This is a genomic window from Streptomyces sp. SID13666 (assembly GCF_010548325.1).
GTDB classification, from domain to species: Bacteria; Actinomycetota; Actinomycetes; order Streptomycetales; family Streptomycetaceae; genus Actinacidiphila; species Actinacidiphila fildesensis.
This window is the reverse complement of the sequence record NZ_JAAGLX010000084.1, coordinates 1-16820: the sequence shown is the minus strand read 5'-3', so window position 1 is coordinate 16820 and position 16820 is coordinate 1. Positions and strand designations below refer to the sequence as shown.

At 71.7% G+C, this 16820-nt stretch carries 15 protein-coding genes and 2 pseudogenes; 6 read left to right on the top strand and 11 right to left on the bottom strand.

The window, feature by feature from the left end:
* The 4 genes and pseudogenes from G3I60_RS42685 to G3I60_RS42670 all read right to left on the bottom strand — a co-directional run.
* A pseudogene (locus G3I60_RS42685) lies at positions 1 to 235 on the bottom strand (allantoicase); the annotation flags it as partial.
* 78 nt (positions 236 to 313) lie between these two features.
* Positions 314 to 1237, bottom strand: coding sequence for a LysR family transcriptional regulator (locus G3I60_RS42680; RefSeq protein ID WP_138358982.1), 924 nt, complete (start codon positions 1235 to 1237; stop codon positions 314 to 316).
* Positions 1238 to 1280: 43 nt separating this feature from the next.
* Positions 1281 to 2693, bottom strand: a complete 1413-nt coding sequence (locus G3I60_RS42675; protein WP_239071002.1) for a DEAD/DEAH box helicase — start codon at positions 2691 to 2693, stop codon at positions 1281 to 1283.
* Between the two features lie 157 nt (positions 2694 to 2850).
* Positions 2851 to 3054 (bottom strand): cold-shock protein, encoded by a 204-nt coding sequence (locus G3I60_RS42670; RefSeq protein WP_069779708.1) that lies wholly within the window; start codon positions 3052 to 3054, stop codon positions 2851 to 2853.
* A 344-nt stretch (positions 3055 to 3398) separates the two neighbouring features.
* Between G3I60_RS42670 and G3I60_RS42665 the strand changes: the two genes are divergently transcribed.
* Positions 3399 to 4433 (top strand): esterase family protein, encoded by a 1035-nt coding sequence (locus G3I60_RS42665; protein WP_164299390.1) that lies wholly within the window; start codon positions 3399 to 3401, stop codon positions 4431 to 4433.
* 16 nt (positions 4434 to 4449) lie between these two features.
* On the opposite strand, the gene G3I60_RS42660 is transcribed toward G3I60_RS42665, so the two are convergent.
* Positions 4450 to 5412 (bottom strand): helix-turn-helix domain-containing protein, encoded by a 963-nt coding sequence (locus G3I60_RS42660; protein WP_203675268.1) that lies wholly within the window; start codon positions 5410 to 5412, stop codon positions 4450 to 4452.
* Between the two features lie 97 nt (positions 5413 to 5509).
* On the opposite strand from G3I60_RS42660, the gene G3I60_RS42655 reads away from it, so the two are divergent.
* Positions 5510 to 9703 carry a S8 family serine peptidase gene (locus tag G3I60_RS42655; RefSeq protein WP_164608500.1) on the top strand — a complete coding sequence of 1398 codons (4194 nt, stop codon included), beginning with the start codon at positions 5510 to 5512 and terminating at the stop codon, positions 9701 to 9703.
* Between the two features lie 116 nt (positions 9704 to 9819).
* Entirely contained in the window at positions 9820 to 10299 is a 480-nt protein-coding gene (locus G3I60_RS42650) for a macro domain-containing protein (RefSeq protein ID WP_164299386.1), read from the top strand.
* Between the two features lie 51 nt (positions 10300 to 10350).
* On the opposite strand, the gene ligD is transcribed toward G3I60_RS42650, so the two are convergent.
* Complete coding sequence (ligD, locus tag G3I60_RS42645) at positions 10351 to 11355, bottom strand: non-homologous end-joining DNA ligase (protein ID WP_164299384.1); 1005 nt, start codon at positions 11353 to 11355, stop codon at positions 10351 to 10353.
* 105 nt (positions 11356 to 11460) lie between these two features.
* Here ligD and G3I60_RS42640 point away from each other — a divergent pair, with 105 nt between their 5' ends.
* On the top strand, positions 11461 to 12525 hold the full coding sequence (locus G3I60_RS42640) for an ATP-dependent DNA ligase (protein ID WP_138358968.1): 1065 nt from the start codon (positions 11461 to 11463) through the stop codon (positions 12523 to 12525).
* A gap of 50 nt (positions 12526 to 12575) precedes the next feature.
* Here G3I60_RS42640 and G3I60_RS42635 read toward each other — a convergent pair whose 3' ends face one another.
* The gene (locus tag G3I60_RS42635) at positions 12576 to 13373 is read right to left on the bottom strand and encodes an exodeoxyribonuclease III (RefSeq protein ID WP_164299382.1); all 798 of its coding nucleotides are present in this window, start codon (positions 13371 to 13373) and stop codon (positions 12576 to 12578) included.
* A gap of 122 nt (positions 13374 to 13495) precedes the next feature.
* Here G3I60_RS42635 and G3I60_RS42630 point away from each other — a divergent pair, with 122 nt between their 5' ends.
* Positions 13496 to 13993 carry a GNAT family N-acetyltransferase gene (locus G3I60_RS42630; protein WP_138358964.1) on the top strand — a complete coding sequence of 166 codons (498 nt, stop codon included), beginning with the start codon at positions 13496 to 13498 and terminating at the stop codon, positions 13991 to 13993.
* A gap of 40 nt (positions 13994 to 14033) precedes the next feature.
* Here G3I60_RS42630 and G3I60_RS42625 read toward each other — a convergent pair whose 3' ends face one another.
* The 3 genes from G3I60_RS42625 to G3I60_RS42615 all read right to left on the bottom strand — a co-directional run bounded on the left by G3I60_RS42625 (position 14034) and on the right by G3I60_RS42615 (position 15807).
* Entirely contained in the window at positions 14034 to 14270 is a 237-nt protein-coding gene (locus tag G3I60_RS42625) for a DUF1049 domain-containing protein (RefSeq protein WP_138358962.1), read from the bottom strand.
* A 6-nt stretch (positions 14271 to 14276) separates the two neighbouring features.
* On the bottom strand, positions 14277 to 15203 hold the full coding sequence (locus G3I60_RS42620) for a helix-turn-helix domain-containing protein (protein ID WP_164299380.1): 927 nt from the start codon (positions 15201 to 15203) through the stop codon (positions 14277 to 14279).
* 106 nt (positions 15204 to 15309) lie between these two features.
* Positions 15310 to 15807, bottom strand: a complete 498-nt coding sequence (locus tag G3I60_RS42615) for a hypothetical protein (RefSeq protein ID WP_138358958.1) — start codon at positions 15805 to 15807, stop codon at positions 15310 to 15312.
* 110 nt (positions 15808 to 15917) lie between these two features.
* Here G3I60_RS42615 and G3I60_RS42610 point away from each other — a divergent pair, with 110 nt between their 5' ends.
* Positions 15918 to 16442, top strand: a complete 525-nt coding sequence (locus tag G3I60_RS42610; protein ID WP_138358956.1) for a DinB family protein — start codon at positions 15918 to 15920, stop codon at positions 16440 to 16442.
* Here the strand turns inward: G3I60_RS42610 and G3I60_RS42605 are convergent.
* A pseudogene (locus tag G3I60_RS42605) lies at positions 16429 to 16820 on the bottom strand (hypothetical protein); the annotation flags it as partial. The gene G3I60_RS42610 and the pseudogene G3I60_RS42605 overlap by 14 nt on opposite strands.

Sequence of the window (16820 nt, the reverse complement as noted above, 5' to 3'; positions counted from 1 at the left end):
GCGCCGGCTCCGGGATCAGCAGATTCTCCCGCTCCGCGAAGAACTCGTCATTCGCCGCGATCACCCCCGCACCCAACCGCCGATCCGCCAGATCCACCAGATCCGTGAACGGCAACTCCGCACGACGGTAATCCCCATACGGATCACCCCCACCGAACGGCCGCGCATCACCGGTGAACGAAGTCGAGGACAGGGCGGAGGAAGAGGTGCCGGAAGGCGTCTTTGATGTCGTCATACCTCTACTGTGAGCCGACGACACCGTTCACGTCCATCGAAAGTTTCTGAACCATACTTTCAGTTCAACTGAACGTTTCTAGCCGGCGTCCACGGGCACCGCGGGCTCCTCCGCCACCTGCCGCAGCACCCGGATCACCCGCCGCAGCAGCGGCCCGTCCTCGGATCCGCTGCGCACCACGCCCACCACGTGGCGGCGTGGCCGGTCGGCGTCGAGCGGGCGGATCGCGACGTGCTGCCGCTCCCCCACCGTCGCCATCCGGGGTACCAGGGCGACCCCGAGGTCCGCGGCGACCATGGCGAGGATCGCCGACCAGTCGGTCGCCGCGTGCGCCTGTTCCGGGACGAATCCCGCGTCGGCGCAGGCCGCGAGGGTGATCTCCCGCCAGGGGCCGCTGCTGCCGAAGATCCACGGTTCCTGGGCCAGGTTCGCCAGCCGCAGGCCCGGCCGCGCCGCCCAGGAGTGGCCGGCGGGCAGTGCCACGTCGAGCGGATCGGTGAGCAGCGCGATCCGGTGGAAGCGCGGGTCCCGCGCCGAGGGCGCGTGCACCGCCAGCGTCACGGCGAGATCCACGTCGCCGCCCGCCAGCTGCTCGTAGACCTCGGCGGCCTCGGCCTGCCGGACCGACAGGGTGATCCGCGGGAAGTCCTGGCGCAGCAGCCGGGACGCGGGGACGACCAGCCGGGTGATGGCCGTGGCGATGGCGCCGACCCGGACCTCGCCGGCCTCGCCCTGCGTGTAGCCCTCCAGCTCGGCTCCGGCGCGCTCCAGCTGGGCGAAGACCACGTCGGCGTGGCGCAGCAGGACGTGGGCGGCACCGGTCAGCCGGACGCCCCGGCCCTGTGCCTCGATCACCGGGGTGCCGGCCTGCTTGGAGAGCGCGGACAGCTGCTGCGAGACGGCCGACGGCGTCATCCGCAGTGCGGCGGCCGCCGCCGTGACCGTCCCGGTCTCCTGCAGAGCCCGGAGGATCTGCAGTTTCCTCAAATCCCAGTCCTTCATGAAGGCAGCCTAAACAGCCGGATGCCTCCACCAGGACGCGGACCTACGCGGCGGCGGGCCGCCGGCGCGGCGCGGGGCGGCCACCGCGGCCGCGGCTGCCGTACGAGGTGCGCCGCACGCGTTCGGCCGCCGGGGGCGCCGCGATGACGACCGGCACCCCGGAGGGCTCCTGCGCGCCGGTGATCCGGGCGAGCTCGTCGTCGTCCGCGCTGACCTGGGTCGTCTGCGGGGTGATGCCGGCGTGCGACATCAGGCGCGCCATCTCGCGGCGCTGGTTGGGCAGCACCAGTGTGACGACGCTGCCGGACTCACCCGCACGGGCGGTACGGCCGCCGCGGTGCAGGTAGTCCTTGTGGTCGGTGGGCGGGTCCACGTTGACGACGAGGTCCAGGTTGTCGACGTGGATGCCGCGGGCGGCGACGTTGGTCGCGACCAGGACCGTCACATGTCCGCTCTTGAACTGGTCCAGCGTGCGGTTGCGCTGCGGCTGCGACTTGCCGCCGTGCAGCGCGGCGGCCCGGACACCGCTGGCGAGCAGGTCCCGGGTCAGCAGGTCGACGGCGTGCTTGGTGTCCAGGAACATCAGCACCCTGCCCTCGCGGGCCGCGATGCGCCGCGTCGTGGCCTGCTTGTCCGCGCCGGCCACGTGCAGGACGTGGTGCTCCATCGTGGTGACCGTGTTGGCCGAGGGATCCACCGAATGGACGACGGGATCGGTCAGGAACTGGCGCACCAGCCGGTCGACGTTGCGGTCCAGCGTGGCGGAGAAGAGCATCCGCTGACCGTCCGGGCGCACCTGCGCCAGCAGGGCGGTGACCTGCGGCATGAAGCCCATGTCCGCCATCTGGTCGGCCTCGTCGAGCACCGTGATGGCCACGTGGTCGAGCCGGCAGTCGCGGCGTTCGATCAGGTCCTTGAGCCGGCCGGGTGTCGCGACGACGACCTCGGCGCCGCCGCGCAGCACGCTGGCCTGGCGGCCGATCGACATGCCGCCGACGACGGTGGCCATCCGCAGCCGCAGCGAGCGGGCGTACGGGGTGAGCGCGTCGGTGACCTGCTGGGCCAGCTCACGGGTCGGCACCAGCACCAGGGCGAGCGGCTGCCGCGGCTCCGCGCGCTTCCCCGCGGTACGGGCGAGCAACGCCAGGCCGAAGGCGAGGGTCTTGCCGGAGCCGGTGCGTCCACGGCCCAGCAGGTCCCGGCCGGCCAGCGAGTTCGGCAGTGTCGCGCCCTGGATGGGGAACGGGACCGTCACCCCTTCGTGGGTGAGCGTGTCGAGCAGCTCGGACGGCATGTCCAGATCTGCGAACGACTCGACCGGGGGAAGGGACGGCGTGGTGCTGACGGGGAGGGCGAACTCACCCGGTGTCGCCATGGGGCGGCGGCGCGGCGCGGACTGGCTGCGGGAATACGACGGGCGATTGCGCGCGGGAACGGAGCCTGAGGAGCGGTACAAAAGAAAGCCTTCCTCGGAACGGCACGTGTCCGGGAAGACTCCGCAAAATGAAAACCGGGCGAAGAATCGCAAAAACGAGCCAAAGCAATACCGGAAAAAACGAATTGGGGCCCGCACCCTCAGGTGCGGGCCCCAACTACGTGGTGCGCGTCAAACGTCAGGCGGGAACGATGTTCTCGGCCTGCGGGCCCTTCTGGCCCTGCGTGACGTCGAAGGTCACCTTCTGGCCTTCCTGGAGCTCACGGAAGCCCTGGGTGGCGATGTTCGAGTAGTGGGCGAAGACGTCAGCGCCGCCACCGTCCTGCTCGATGAAGCCGAAGCCCTTTTCCGCGTTGAACCACTTCACGGTGCCAGAAGCCATGTCAATCTCCTCAATAGGTGCAGAGCCGGAAATCTGCACTGCGCAGATTCCTCGTCGCCGCATTGTGCCCATCCGGAGATGACCGGTAAAAACAAGAGTGCGCCTGAGGGTTACATCCCGTCAGGCGCACACAAAGTTCATGGGTACCAAAACTGCAACTGGGATCAAGGTAGCACGGCTGCTGCCCGTATGGGGGCTTCCACGGTGTCCCTCGGAGTGGCGCGGGAAGCCTCGCGCGTAGACCGCGCGCGCAGCGCGCGCGTCGCGCGGGAACCAAAGCGTGCGAGCTGCTCTCCTAGAAGGTGCCTTTCGTCCTCGATCTCGCGTTCGGAGCATTTCCCACGATGGATGCGCGTCCCCGGCGTCACCGCCCCCTGGTCCTGCCCGTAGCCGCCGTGCTGCTCGCGCTCGCCGCTCTCGCGGGCTGCGGCTCCTCCGGCGACGGGGGATCCGCCCCGGCGAACGACCACCTCTCGACCGGCGCGGGGAAAGGCGACGGCAAGGGCGGGCCGCGGACGCCGGGCCCCGCGCCGACGCCGTCGAAGGTGCTGCTGCCGACCGGACCGAAGGCGGAGCTGAAGCTGGCGCGGTCGACGAAGGCCGGCCCGATCATGGTCACCTCGGTGCGCGGGGCGAAGTCCGGCGTCACCGGGAAGGTCTGGGTCTGGCTGCCCCCGGAGTACAGCGACCCCCAGTACGCGACCTACGGCTTCCCCGTCGTGATGATGTACGCGGGCGGCCAGAGCAACGGCTACAACACCTGGACCGATCCCCAGCTCCCGATCCAGGAGGCCGACGCCAAGCTGAGCAAGCAGGGCAAGGCCCATCCGTTCATCATGATCATGCCGGTCCAGAACTTCAATTCCCACGAGAACGCCGCTCTGGACTGCAGCGACATCCCCGGCCAGCCCAGGATGGGCACCTGGATGGCCAAGGACGTCCCCGACTTCGTGAAGGCGAACTTCCGCACCCTGCGCAGCCGTGACGGCTGGGGCGTCATGGGCGCCTCCACGGGCGGCTTCTGCAGCGCGAAACTCGCCCTGCAGCACCCCGACGTCTTCAAGGCCGCCATCCCGATGGACGCCTACTTCGACCCGGACTCCCGGCTCTGGAGGGGTCACGAGGCGGACCGCCTCGCCAACAGCCCCAACACCCTCATCAAGCAGGGCAGGGCCGACGTCAGCATCCTCGCCACGGCGGGCAGCGGCGAGGCGTACGAGACCAACCTGGTCAAGACCTGGGTGAAGAAGGCCGTCGCCCCCGTCAAGATCGAGTACTACGAGCTCCCCGGCGGCCGGCACTACACCTCCGACTTCAAGAAGCTCATCCCCCGCGCCCTGACCTGGTTCACCGGCAAACTCGCCGGCCCGACAGCCTAGGACGGACGGCGCACCCTCACAGCCAGCCGCGGCGGGCGGCTATCGCGCCGGCCTGGAAGCGGTTGGCGGCGCCCAGGAGGTCGTGGAGACGGCTGATACGGCGGCGCATGGTGCGGACGGACCAGCCGAGCTGCCGGGCTATCGCCTCGTCCTTGAGACCGCTGACCAGGAGGGTCAGGACCAGGCGGTCCTCCTCGTCGAGGGGGTCGTCGGCGGGGGCGTTGAGGGGCAGGGCCTGCTTCCAGCACATCTCCCAGTAGTCGGTGAGGGCGTCGAGCAGGGTGGACGGCCGGATCACCGCGGCGCGGACGTCGTTCAGGTCGAGGGAGAGCGGCATCAGGGCGAGCCTGCGGTCCGCGATGGCGAGTTTGATGCGCAGGCCGGGCAGGACCCGGGCCTGTTCACCGTGCCGGACCAGCTCGCGGATGTCGTCGAGGACGCCCGGCCACTCCAGCGCCTCGGGGGCGTAGACCGCGCGGTACCGGACACCGCGGCCGAGCGCCGTGGCCTCCACCGGGTTGGAGGTGGTCAGGGCGTACGGCGGCCGGTCCAGCGTCATGACGTCCTCGCGGGCCTCCTGTTGGAGGCGGACGAACCAGCGGCCGAGGGCCTCGCTGCCGGTGGTGATCTCCACCTCGTCCTCGTCGGTCGCGCCGGTGCGCGCGGCGGCGAAGAGCCGGGACAGCTCGGCGGCGGCCGAGCGGACCCGTTCCAGGTCGTTGCTCCTGGCCCGCACCAGCGCCTCGACCGCGGCCCCCGGCTCGATCGCGGCGTACCGGCGGCGGGCGCCGGCGAGCCGGCCGACCAGCCCGTGGTCGCGCAGCCGGTCCAGCGCTCTGGCGACCCGCTCGGCCGAACAGCCGAGGTCAGCGGCGAGTTCGGCCGGCGCCGCCGTACGCCGGGTCAGGACGGCGCGGTAGACGCTCTCGTCGAACGGATCGATGCCTGCCGCCGTCAGTTCCGGCGTCTCGGAAGTCATGAACGGATGGTGGCCCAGTTGTGCCAGCGGCAGCAATGGGCCACGAAGATTCATTGTGCGGCAAGTGCCCATACCACTAGGACCTTTACGTATGGCAATGAACTCACGAAGATCTCGTCATGCCGGTCTCGCCGCCGTCGTGCTCGCCGGCACGTTGGCGGCGATACCGGGTGCCGCCACCGCGTCCACGCCCGACCCGTCGCAACGAGTGATCGTCGAACTGTCCGGGAACGCCGCGGTCACCGCCGCGCCCGGTGGCTCGCTGCTGTCCGCCGAGGCCGCCCCCGGCGTCGGCGCCGCCCGCCGCGCGCTGGACGCCCGGCAGGAGACCTTCCTCGGCTCGGCGAAGAACGCCGGGCTGCACCCCTCCTCGACCCGCAAGCTCGGTCTGCTCATCGACGCCGTCGCGATGACGGTGCCGGGGTCCGAGGTGGCGCGGCTGGCGAAGCTGCCGGGCGTCACCGCCGTCCTGCCCGACACCCGGGTGCTGGCGAAGACGGACGTGAGCGTGCCGCTGATCGGCGCGCCCGACGTGTGGCAGCGCAAGGACGCCGCCGGCAGCCGCGTCACGGGCAAGGGGACCACCGTCGCGATCCTGGACAGCGGGGTGGACTACACCCACCCCGATCTGGGCGGCGGACTCGGCAAGGGCCACAAGGTCATCGGCGGGCACGACTTCGTCAACGGTGACGAGGACCCGATGGACGACAACGGCCACGGCACCCACGTCGCCGGCATCATCGCGGGGAAGGCCGCCGGGAAGGGCGGCATCACCGGCGTGGCGCCCGACGCGAACCTGCTGGCCTACAAGGTGATGGACGCCGAAGGATCCGGCTACACGTCGGACATCATCGCCGGTATCGAGGCGGCGTCCGATCCGGCCAACCCGCACCGGGCCGATGTCATCAACATAAGCCTCGGCGGCCCCGGCGACGGTACCGACCCGCTGGGCCGTGCCGCGACCGCGGCCGTACGGGCCGGTGTGGTCGTGGTGGCCGCGGCCGGCAACGACGGCCCGGGCCTGGGTACGGTCAGCAGCCCCGGCACGGCCGACGGGGTGATCTCGGTCGGCGCGTCGACCAGCAATCTCCGGCTGCCCAGCGCGTATCTGGCCGGCAAGAAGCCCGAGTTGATCCAGACCTACCGCGGCATCCTGTCCGCGAATCCGCCCCAGCGCCCCGTCACCGCGCAGCTCGTCGACGTCGGCGAGGGCACTCCGGAGGACTGGGAGCGGGTCGGCGACGTCCGCGGGAAGATCGTGCGGGCCCAGTTCCTCGTCGCCTCCGACGTCCAGGACCTGTCGGGCAGCGCCGTGGAGTGGGCGCAGGAAGCGGAGAAGCGCGGCGCGCTCGCCGTGCTGGCCGGCCTGCCCACCAACGACGGCCCGGTGTTCGCCGCCGGAACGCCCGGAGCGGGTGTGGTCCAGGTGCCGTCCTCGCCCGCGCGGATCGACGCCTCCGGTGACTCGTTGCGCATGGACCACCTGGTGGTCATGGGCATCGACGCGACCCAGTACACGGAGTTGAGCTCCCGGCTCGCCGCCGGGAAGGTCTCGGTGACGCTGCAGGGCACCGACACCACCGACCAGATCGCCTCGTTCTCGTCACGCGGGCCCACGCAGAGCTTCGGCCTCAAGCCCGATCTGGTCGCGCCCGGTGTGGAGATCCGTTCCACCATCCCCAAGTCGCTGTACAAGCCCGGCCAGTACCGCATGTCGGGCACGTCGATGGCGACCCCGCACGTCGCCGGCGCGGCGGCCCTGCTGCGCCAGCTGCACCCGGGCCAGGCGCCCGCCGAGGTGAAGGCCGCGCTGGTCGGCACCGCGAAGCCGCTGCGCGACAGCGGAGCCACGGCGCAGGGCTCGGGCCGGCTCGATGTGGCCGCGGCCGCCTCGGCCACGGTCAGCGCCTCACCGGCGTCCGTGTCCTTCGGACTCGCCGATCTGTCCCGGCGTGACGTCGGCGGCACCGCGAAGGTGACGCTGCGCAACTCCGGCAACCGGCCGGTCACGACCACGCTCAGGACCGACGGGCCGGCCACGGTCTCGCCGCAGCGGGTCACCGTACCGGCCAGGGGGACCGCGACCGTCACGGTCTCGCTGCGCGTCGACCGCCCGTCCGGCAACACCGAGATCAGCGGCCGCCTCACGGCGACCCCGGACCGGGGACCGGCGATCGGGGTGCCCTATCTGCTCGCCGTCCGATACCTGGCCGTCCAGGCCGCGCCCGACCCGAGCGACGGTCACTCGACCGTGCACATCGCCCCGCCGACCCGGCTGGCCGCACCGCCGGTCGTCACGGTCACCCCGCCGCGCGGCAAGGCCTTCGACGTCACCTCCCACCTCGACCCCGCCACCGGCTACTACCAGGCCGAGGTGACCGGCAGCGTGGCCGGCGCCTACCGGGTCTCGGTGCGCGGCACCGCCGGCTCCGGGCAGCGCCTCATCGGCTCCAGCGCCTTCGAGGTGACCCCGGTCGACACCCGCAAGAACCGCTGGGAGCCGGTCGGTCCCAACAGCGAGGCCGGCTGGGTCGCCCTCTCACCGAACCGGCCGGGACAGGCCGTGCTCACCCAGTACCAGAAGGCCGCTCCCTGGCTGACCACCGACAACGGCGCCACCTGGCGCCAGTTGAGCCGGCTGCCGGTCGCGGACGGCACCGGCCCGCTCCTGGTCGACGCGAAGAATCCCGACCGCTGGTGGTACGCCGTGAACAGCGTTCACGACTTCAGCCGCCAGGGCGCCATCCTGCGCACCGATGACAACGGGCGGACCTGGCGCAAGCTCGGTGTCCCGGACGCCCGCATCACGGCGTTCACCGCCGATGAGCAGACCCGCACGCTGGTCGCGGTCGCCTCCGGCTCGCTGCTGGTCAGCACCGACGCGGGCGAGCACTGGACCACGTACCCGACCGGCGTCACCGGCGACATCACCAGCGCCACCGTCACCGGTGACACCCTCTACATGACGACGCCCCGCGGCGTCTGGACCCGTTCCGGCATCGGCTCGGGCAACCCCGGCGCGGCACGCCGGCTGTTCGACGCGGTCAACAAGAACGTCGGCGGGCTGGCCGCCGACTCCTCGGTCGTGGCGGTGTACGTCCTGGGCACCGGAGTCGTCGGTTCCCACGACGGCGGGAAGACCTGGTCCACCCTGCTGCCCATGCCGCTCGGCGGCCTCGGCCTGACCGTCTCGGGCGGCGACCTGTACCTGAGCACGCTGACCGGCAGCGGCCGGCTCAGCCACGACCAGGGACGGACGTGGACCACGGTCGCGGCGCCGGCGCGCGCGGCGGTACCGATGGACTACGACCGCTGGAGCGACGGTTCCGTCACCGTCTCCATGGAGCAGGACGGCCTCTACCGGGGTGCCGCGAACGGCACCGGATACCGGCGGATCGGCGTCCAGGGACTGACCGTCAACGATCTCGCGATCACCGGCGGCCATCTGCTCGCCGCCACCGACAGCGCGATCTACCGCACCGCTCTTCCCGTCGCGAGCCCCGAATGGGGCCAGTCCGGCGGCGAGGGCAGGGTCGGCGTCAGGGTCTCGCAGCTCGCGCTCTCGGCCAAGGAGCCGAACGTGATCTGGAAGGTCCGGCGCACCGCGGTCGGAACGTTCGTCGTCGAGCGCAGCGCCGACGCGGGCGCCACCTGGGAGGTGCGCGGCACGTCGTCGGAGGTGCCGACCGCGCTCCTGGTCGACCCCGCCGACCCGAAGCGGGTGATGGTCAGCTTCCGGAGCCTGCTGGGCCAGGGGCTGTTCGCCACCACTGACGGCGGCGCGACGTGGAAGAACCTCTTCCACGAGCGTTCCTTCGACACCATCGTGGGCGATCCCGCCAATCCGCTGCGGCTGTGGCTCGGCAACTCCGCCGGGCTGTACCGGTCGGACGACGGCGGGGTCACCGTCACCAAGGTCGCCGACGGCCCGGTGACCGCGATCGACCTCGACGGGAAGCGGCTCGTCATCGGCGGCGAGAACGTCCGCGTCAGCACCGACGGCGGCCGCACCTTCCGCACCGCGGACACCGGCGCCCTCGCGATCCACGTCTCCGACCTGCTGCGGGTCGGCGACACGCTCTACGCGGCCACCAACCGCTCCGGGGCCAGTGGCCTCCTGCAGGGCGGCCGCGGCGTACTGCGCAGCACCGACCACGGTCTGAGCTGGCACAACATCTCCACCGGCCTGCAGAACACCGACACCACGCATCTGGCCGCGACCCCCGACGGCCGCACGCTCTACGTCGGCACCACCGACGGCGGCGTCCACCGCCTCAACCTCCACCGCTGACCCCCGACCCGCACGAAGGAGCACCACAACTGAGCACCACGGCCCGGCGCCCGGACGGAACTCCGTCCGGACGCCGGGCCGGCCCGTTGTCGGAGGCATCGCCTACGGTGATCGGTATGGGGACGGGGATCGAGTACGTACGGGGAGACGCGACAACGCCGCTGGGCAAGGGGCCCAAGGTGATCGCGCATGTCTGCAACGACCTGGGCGGTTGGGGCAAGGGCTTCGTGCTGGCCGTCTCACGGCGCTGGCCGGAGCCGGAGCGCCAGTACCGGCGCTGGCACCGGGAGCGCGCGGCCAACGACTTCGGGCTCGGAGCCGTACAGCTGGTGCAGGTCGACCGGCTGGTGTGGGTCGCCAACATGGTGGGCCAGCGCGGGATGCGCACCGGCAGCAAGGGTGTTCCGGTGCGCTATGAGGCCATCGACGCGGCGCTGGAGAAACTCGCCGGCGAGGCGGCCGGGCTCGGGGCCTCGGTTCATATGCCGCGGATCGGCTGCGGGCTGGCGGGCGGGCGTTGGGAGCGGGTGGAACCGCTGGTCCAGGCGCGGCTCGCGGACCGCGGGGTCGCGGTGACGGTGTACGACCACGACTGAGCGCCGTATCGGGAGCACTGAGCGCCGTATCGGGAGCCCGGCGCCCGCGGCTCAGTGTTTGGCGCGGCTCGGCTGCACCCGTTTCGGTTCGCCGGCCATTTTCGGGTGCTCGGGCGGGTAGGGGAGGTCGCCCGCGCCGTGGTCCCGTTCGTCTCGGGCGGCGAGGTCCAGGGCGGGGGTGATGTCGAAGGCGTGGTCGTCCATGTCCGCGTGGAGGTCACCGACCTCCAGGTAGCGGGCCGGCATCGAGACGAGGTCGAAGTCCCGCGGCACGGCGGTGTCCAGTTCGTCCCAGAGCAGTGGCGCGGAGACCGGCGCGTGCGGGAAGGGGCGGACGGAGTAGGCGGAGGCGATCGTGCGGTCGCGGGCCATCTGGTTGTAGTCGACGAAGATCTTCTCGCCGCGCTCCTCCTTCCACCACGCGGTGGTGACCTGCTCCGGCATCCGGCGCTCCAGCTCGCGCGCGATGGCGATGGTCGCCCGGCGGACCTCGACGAAGGTCCACCGAGGGGCGATCGGGATGAAGACGTGCATGCCGCGCCCGCCGGAGGTCTTGGGCCAGCCGCGCAGGCCCATCCCCTCCAGCACATCGCGGAGCTCGTGCGCGGCGCGCACCGCGTCGGCGTAGTCGGTGCCCGGCTGCGGGTCGAGGTCGATGCGCAGTTCGTCGGGGTGGTCGGTGTCCGCGCGGCGCACGGGCCACGGGTGGAAGGTCAGACAGCCGCGGTTGGCGGCCCAGAGCAGTGCGCCGACCTCCGTCGGGCAGGTCTCGTCGGCGAAGCGTCCGCTGGGGAAGGCGATACGGGCGGTCGGGGTCCAGTCGGGGAGGTCCTTCGGGGCGCGCTTCTGGAAGAACGACTCCCCGGCGATGCCCTCGGGGAAGCGCTGCAGCGTCGTCGGGCGGTCGCGCAGCGCCCGCAGGGCGCCCTCGCCGACGGCCAGGTAGTAGTTGGCGAGGTCCAGCTTGGTGAGGTTCCGCTCGGGGAAGTACACCTTGTCCGGGTGCGTCAGCCGCACCGTCCGCTCGCCGATCCGCAGCTCCAGCGCTTCTGCCATGCCTCCACGCTAGGACCGCTTCCGGGCGCGCGCCTCCGGGGCCGGCACGGCGCCCGCGCGGTGGCCGGAGAGGCGCCGGGGCGTGGGCGGCCGCACACTCGGACCATGGAGCTTCCCGTGATGCCGCCGGTCAAGCCGATGCTGGCGAAGGCGGCAGCGCGCATTCCGGCCGGGATGCAGTACGAGGCCAAGTGGGACGGATTCCGCGCGATCGTGCACCGCGACGGTCCCGAGATCGTGATCGGCAGCCGCAACGGCAAACCGCTCACCCGGTACTTCCCCGAGCTGGCGAGCGTGCTGCTGGAGCAGCTGCCGGACCGCTGCGTCGTGGACGGCGAGATCATCATCGTCTCCGGCGACCGGCTGGACTTCGACGCCCTGCAGGAGCGCATCCATCCCGCCGAGTCACGGATCCGGCTGCTCGCCGAACGCACCCCCGCCTCCTTCGTCGCCTTCGACCTGCTCGCCCTCGGCGACAGCGCACTGCTGGACACCCCGCTGCGGGAGCGCCGTACCGCCCTGGAGGAGGCCCTGGCGGGGGTGACCGCGCCCGTGCACGTCGCCCCGGTGACGATGGACCTGGCGGTGGCCGAGGAGTGGTTCAGCCGCTTCGAGGGCGCCGGCCTCGACGGCATCGTGGCCAAGTCGCCGGAGCTGCTCTACCGCCCGGACCAGCGGCTGATGGTGAAGGTCAAGCACGAGCGCACCGCCGACTGCGTCCTGGCCGGTTACCGCGAGCACAAGAGCGGGCCCGTCATCGGCTCGCTCCTGCTCGGGCTCTACGACACGGACGGCCGGCTGCAGCACGTGGGCGCGTGCGCGTCCTTCCCCATGCGCCGCCGCGAGGAGCTGATGGCGGAGCTGGCCCCGCTGCGGATGGCCGATCCGGACGAGCACCCCTGGGCGGCGTGGAAGGACCAGGAGGCGCACGCGACCGACCGGATGCCGGGCGCTCCCAGCCGGTGGAGCGGCGCCAAGAACCTGGAGTGGACACCGCTGCGGCCCGAGCGGGTGTGCGAGGTCGCCTACGACCACATGCAGGGCGACCGCTTCCGGCACACGACGCAGTTCCGCCGCTGGCGTCCGGACCGGGATCCCGACAGCTGTACGTACGCCCAGCTCGACGAGCCGGTCCGCTACGACCTCGCGAGCGTCCTGGCGTCCGGCTGACCCGACAGGCCGGCTGATCCGCTCAGTGGTCGGAGCTCAGTGGTCGGAGCTCAGTGGTCGAAGACCACCGTCACGGGCGCGTGGTCGCTCCAGCGCTCGGGGTGCGTCTCGGCCCGCTCCACCACGGCTGACGTGGCCTTTTCCGCGAGGCCCGCGGTGGAGACGTGGTAGTCGATCCGCCAGCCCGCGTCGTTGTCGAAGGCCCGGCCGCGGTAGGACCACCAGGAGTAGGGGCCGGTGGCCTCGGGGTGGAGCCGGCGGACCACGTCGGTGTAGCCGCCCTGCTCGAAGACCTTGCTGAGCCAGGCGCGTTCCTCGGGGAGGAAGCCGGAGCTCTTCTGGTTGGCCTTCCAGTTCTTGAGGTCGGCCTCGCGGTGCGCGATGTTCCAGTCGCCGCAGACGAGCACTTCCCGGCCCTCGGCGGCGGCACGGGTCCGGAGCTCCGAGAGATGGACGAAGAACTCGGCCATGAACCGCTCCTTCTCCGTCTGGCGCTCGGTGCCGACCTCACCGGAGGGCAGATAGAGGCTGGCGACGGTGATCCCCGGGAGATCGATCTCGAGGTAGCGGCCCGAGCTGTCGAATTCGGCGGAGCCGAAGCCGATCTGGACGCGGGTGGGCTCGCTGCGGCTGTAGATCGAGACACCGGCACGGCCCTTGGCGGCGGCCGGGGCGTGGAAGGCGGACCAGCCGTCCGGCTCGCGGACCTCGTCCGGGAGCTGGTCGGCCTCGGCACGTACTTCCTGCAGACAGACCACGTCGGCGGCGGTGGCCGCCAGCCAGGGCAGGAACCCCTTCTTGGCGGCGGCGCGGAGCCCGTTGACATTCACGGTCGTCACAGTCAGCACAGCATGCTCCCGTATTGCGGATATCGGCGCAGGGCAGCCTACGCGACCGTGACGTGCGCGGATCGGGCACGGGGCGGCGGGCACGGGGCGGGCCCGCAGGCGTACGCACGTACGATGCCGTGGTGGAGATTCGAATCAGGCGCTACGACCACCCCGACGCGGTGAAGCTCAACGACCGGGTGCAGCTGGAGTACGTCGAGCGGTACGGCGACGGCGATCTGACCCCGATGGACGCCGCCCAGTTCGACCCGCCCCGGGGCCTGTACCTGGTGGGGTACGTGGACGGGGAGGCGGTCGCCAGCGGCGGCTGGCGGGCGCAGGACGAGTCCCCTGAAGGGCACTCGGACGGCGACGCCGAGCTCAAGCGGATGTACGTGGTGGACGAGGCCCGGGGCCGGGGGCTGGCGCGGCGGATACTCGCCGAGCTGGAGGCGAGCGCGGCGGCGGCCGGGCGGTCCCGGATGGTCCTGGAGACCGGTACGAAGCAGCCGGAGGCCATCGCGCTGTACGAGTCGTGCGGATACACCCCGGTGACGAAGTTCGGGCTCTACCGGTACGAGGAGCTCAGCGTGTGCCTCGGCAAGACGCTCCAGGGGCGCACGTCGGCCGACGGGGCCTGAGCCGGTCCCCGGTCGTCCTGAGCCGCTCCCGTCCCCCGGATCACTTCTTGCGGCGGGAGAAGTAGGCGCCGCAGATTCCGCCGATGACGGCCATCGCGAGCAGGGCGAGCCACAGCGGCATCGTCACCTCGGGAACGATCAGCCGGATCTTGACCTGCCGGGTGTTCTCGAAGATGAACACGAGGCCGAGCACCGCCAGTGCGGCGACCACGATCCGGCCCGGCGTGACCAACTCCCGGCCGGACTTCCTGCTGGACGTCGACTTGTCGGCACTCACCGTGGGTCACCTGCTTTCCGGTCGCCTGTCACCCCCTGTGTTCAGCATCGCGGTCTTCGGGTCCCGGGGGGCGGTCGGCTGCTCCGTTCGAGTGACGGTGCCGAGCAGGCGCAGCGCCGCCTCGGAGGAGGAACCCGGCTCGGCGCTGTACATCAGCATCCGGTGCCCCGAGTCGTCCGGGACCTGCAGCATCTCGAAGGAGAGCTCGAGCGGGCCGATCGTCGGGTGGTGGAACGCCTTCGCACCGTAGGTGCAGCTGTTCACCGGGTGGCGTGACCACAGGGCGGCGAACTCGGGGCTCTTCATCGACAATTCGCCGATCAGCTCGGCCAGCCGCCGGTCCTCGGAGTACTGCCCGGCTGCCAGCCGCAGCGAGGCGACCGCGCGCCGTGCCTCCTCGTCCCAGCGCGGGTACAGCTCGCGGGTGTGCGGGTCGAGGAAGAGCAGCCGCTGCAGGTTGGGGCGGTCGGCGGGGCGCTCGGGGCTCCGCGCGTCCAGGTGCCCCGCGGTCAGCGCGTGTCCCAGCGGATTCCACGCCAGCACCTCGAACCGCCGGTCCACGACGACGACGGGCACATCACTCATCGCCGCGATCAGCTGCCGCGTCCCCGGCCTGGCGCTGTCGGGACGCTCGGCCGGGCGGCGCTTGGTGCGGCCGGGGCGGGCCAGATTGCGCAGGTGCGTGTGCTCGTCCTCGGTGAGGCGCAGCGCGGCGGCGAGGGCGTCGAGCACCCCTTCCGAGGCGTTGTTGCTCTGTCCCTGTTCCAGCCGGGTGTAGTACGCGACGCTCACGCCGGCGAGCTGCGACAGCTCTTCGCGGCGCAGGCCCGGTACCCGGCGCCGGGCGCCGTAGGAGATCAGTCCGACGTCCTCCGGCCGCAGCCGGGCGCGGCGGGTGCGCAGGAATTCGCCGAGTTCCGCGGGAGTGTCCATACGGATCAGTCTCCCCCGCCCGCGCGTTCGGAGCCTGTCCCTGCCAGTAGCAGGCAGAGCCGCGGGGGTGGGGGGAGGCGCCGCTCCGGCCCCGCGGCCGGCTGCGTCAGGTGCGCCCTTCGCCGTCCTGGGCCTGCTCCAGCAACGGTGCGGACTCCATCCAGCGGGCCCGCCGTACGGTGAATCCGGCGCCCTTGTACGCGTCGCAGACCTGCTTGTCGTCATCGACGACCAGGCGGATCTCGCCCTTGCGCGCCAGCCGCCGCAGGAGTTCCAGCTTGGTGACGCGGGCCGGCCGGCGGTCGTTGTCGGTCCGCATCCACACCCGGCCCGGCGGCAGCCCATGCCGTTCGAGCCAGGCCGCCGTGTCACGGCGGCAGCGTTCCGGCCGGCCGGTGACGTACTCGATATCGCATGCGACGGCGGTTTCCAGCGCCAGTGCCACGCCCTCCGCGAGCGGGGGGTCGTCCACCGCGGCCGCGAAGAAGGCGGCCCAGTCCTTCGGCTGCCGCTCCAGGTGGATCAGCCGGTGCCGGGTGTCGCAGAGGGTGCCGTCCAGGTCGAAGACCGCCAGCGGACGGCTCGGATTTAGTTCATCGTTCACTTTTACCTCCGCGCGGAGGATAGCGCCGAGAACCGGGTCCGACCCCCTCCGAGCAGGTCAAGGAGCGATAACGGGGTGCGGACGGCGCCTGCCGCCGTCATCATGTGCGGATGACTTGGACCGCACCCGAAGTACCGCGTACCGATCCCCCCATGGTCGCCGATGAGCGCGCCTCGCTGGAGAGCTGGCTCACCTATCACCGCGCGACCCTCCTCACGAAGTGCGCCGGGCTCACCGGCGAGCAGCTGGCGCTGCGCCCGGCGAAGCCGTCGGCGCTGTCGCTGCTCGGGCTCGTCCGGCACATGGCGGAAGTGGAACGCTGGTGGTTCCGGACGAATTTCGACGGCCGGTCGGACCTCGGCGTCCTCTACTGTCCCGACGACGATCCGGACGGTGACTTCGACCGCGCCGACGGCGCCGCCGCCGAGGCCGACTTCGCGGTGTTCGCGACCGAGTGCGAACTCGCGGACCGGGCCGCCGCGGGCCGTTCGCTCGACGAGACGTTCGCCCACCCGCGCCGCGGTGAACCGATCGATCTGCGGTGGGTCTACGTCCACATGATCGAGGAGTACGCACGGCACAACGGCCACGCCGACCTCCTGCGCGAACTGACGGACGGCGTCACCGGGGAGTGACCCCGGCGCCGGCTTCGGCCGGCTCGGCCTCGAACGCATCCGCCCCGGCCTGCCCCGGCAGGGACGGGGCGCGACGCCCGCTCCCCCGCCCCGCCGCGCGGGCCCGCAGCGCCGCCCCGGCCAGCACCGTCACCGCTGCGGTCCCGTAGGACCAGGACTGGAGCCAACTGCCGTGGGCTCCCATGGCGTTGCCGATGTAGAGCACGGTGCCCGCGAGGGGGACGGCGAGCCATTCCCAGCGGCCGTCGAGCGCGACCAGCGCGATCACCAGCAGGGCGTACCAGTAGTAGGAGGGCGAGGTCAGGAGCAGCGCGGTGCCGGTGACGAGCAGCGCGCCGCTCCACGGCCGGTCCGGGTCGCCGCGGCGCATGACGTAGA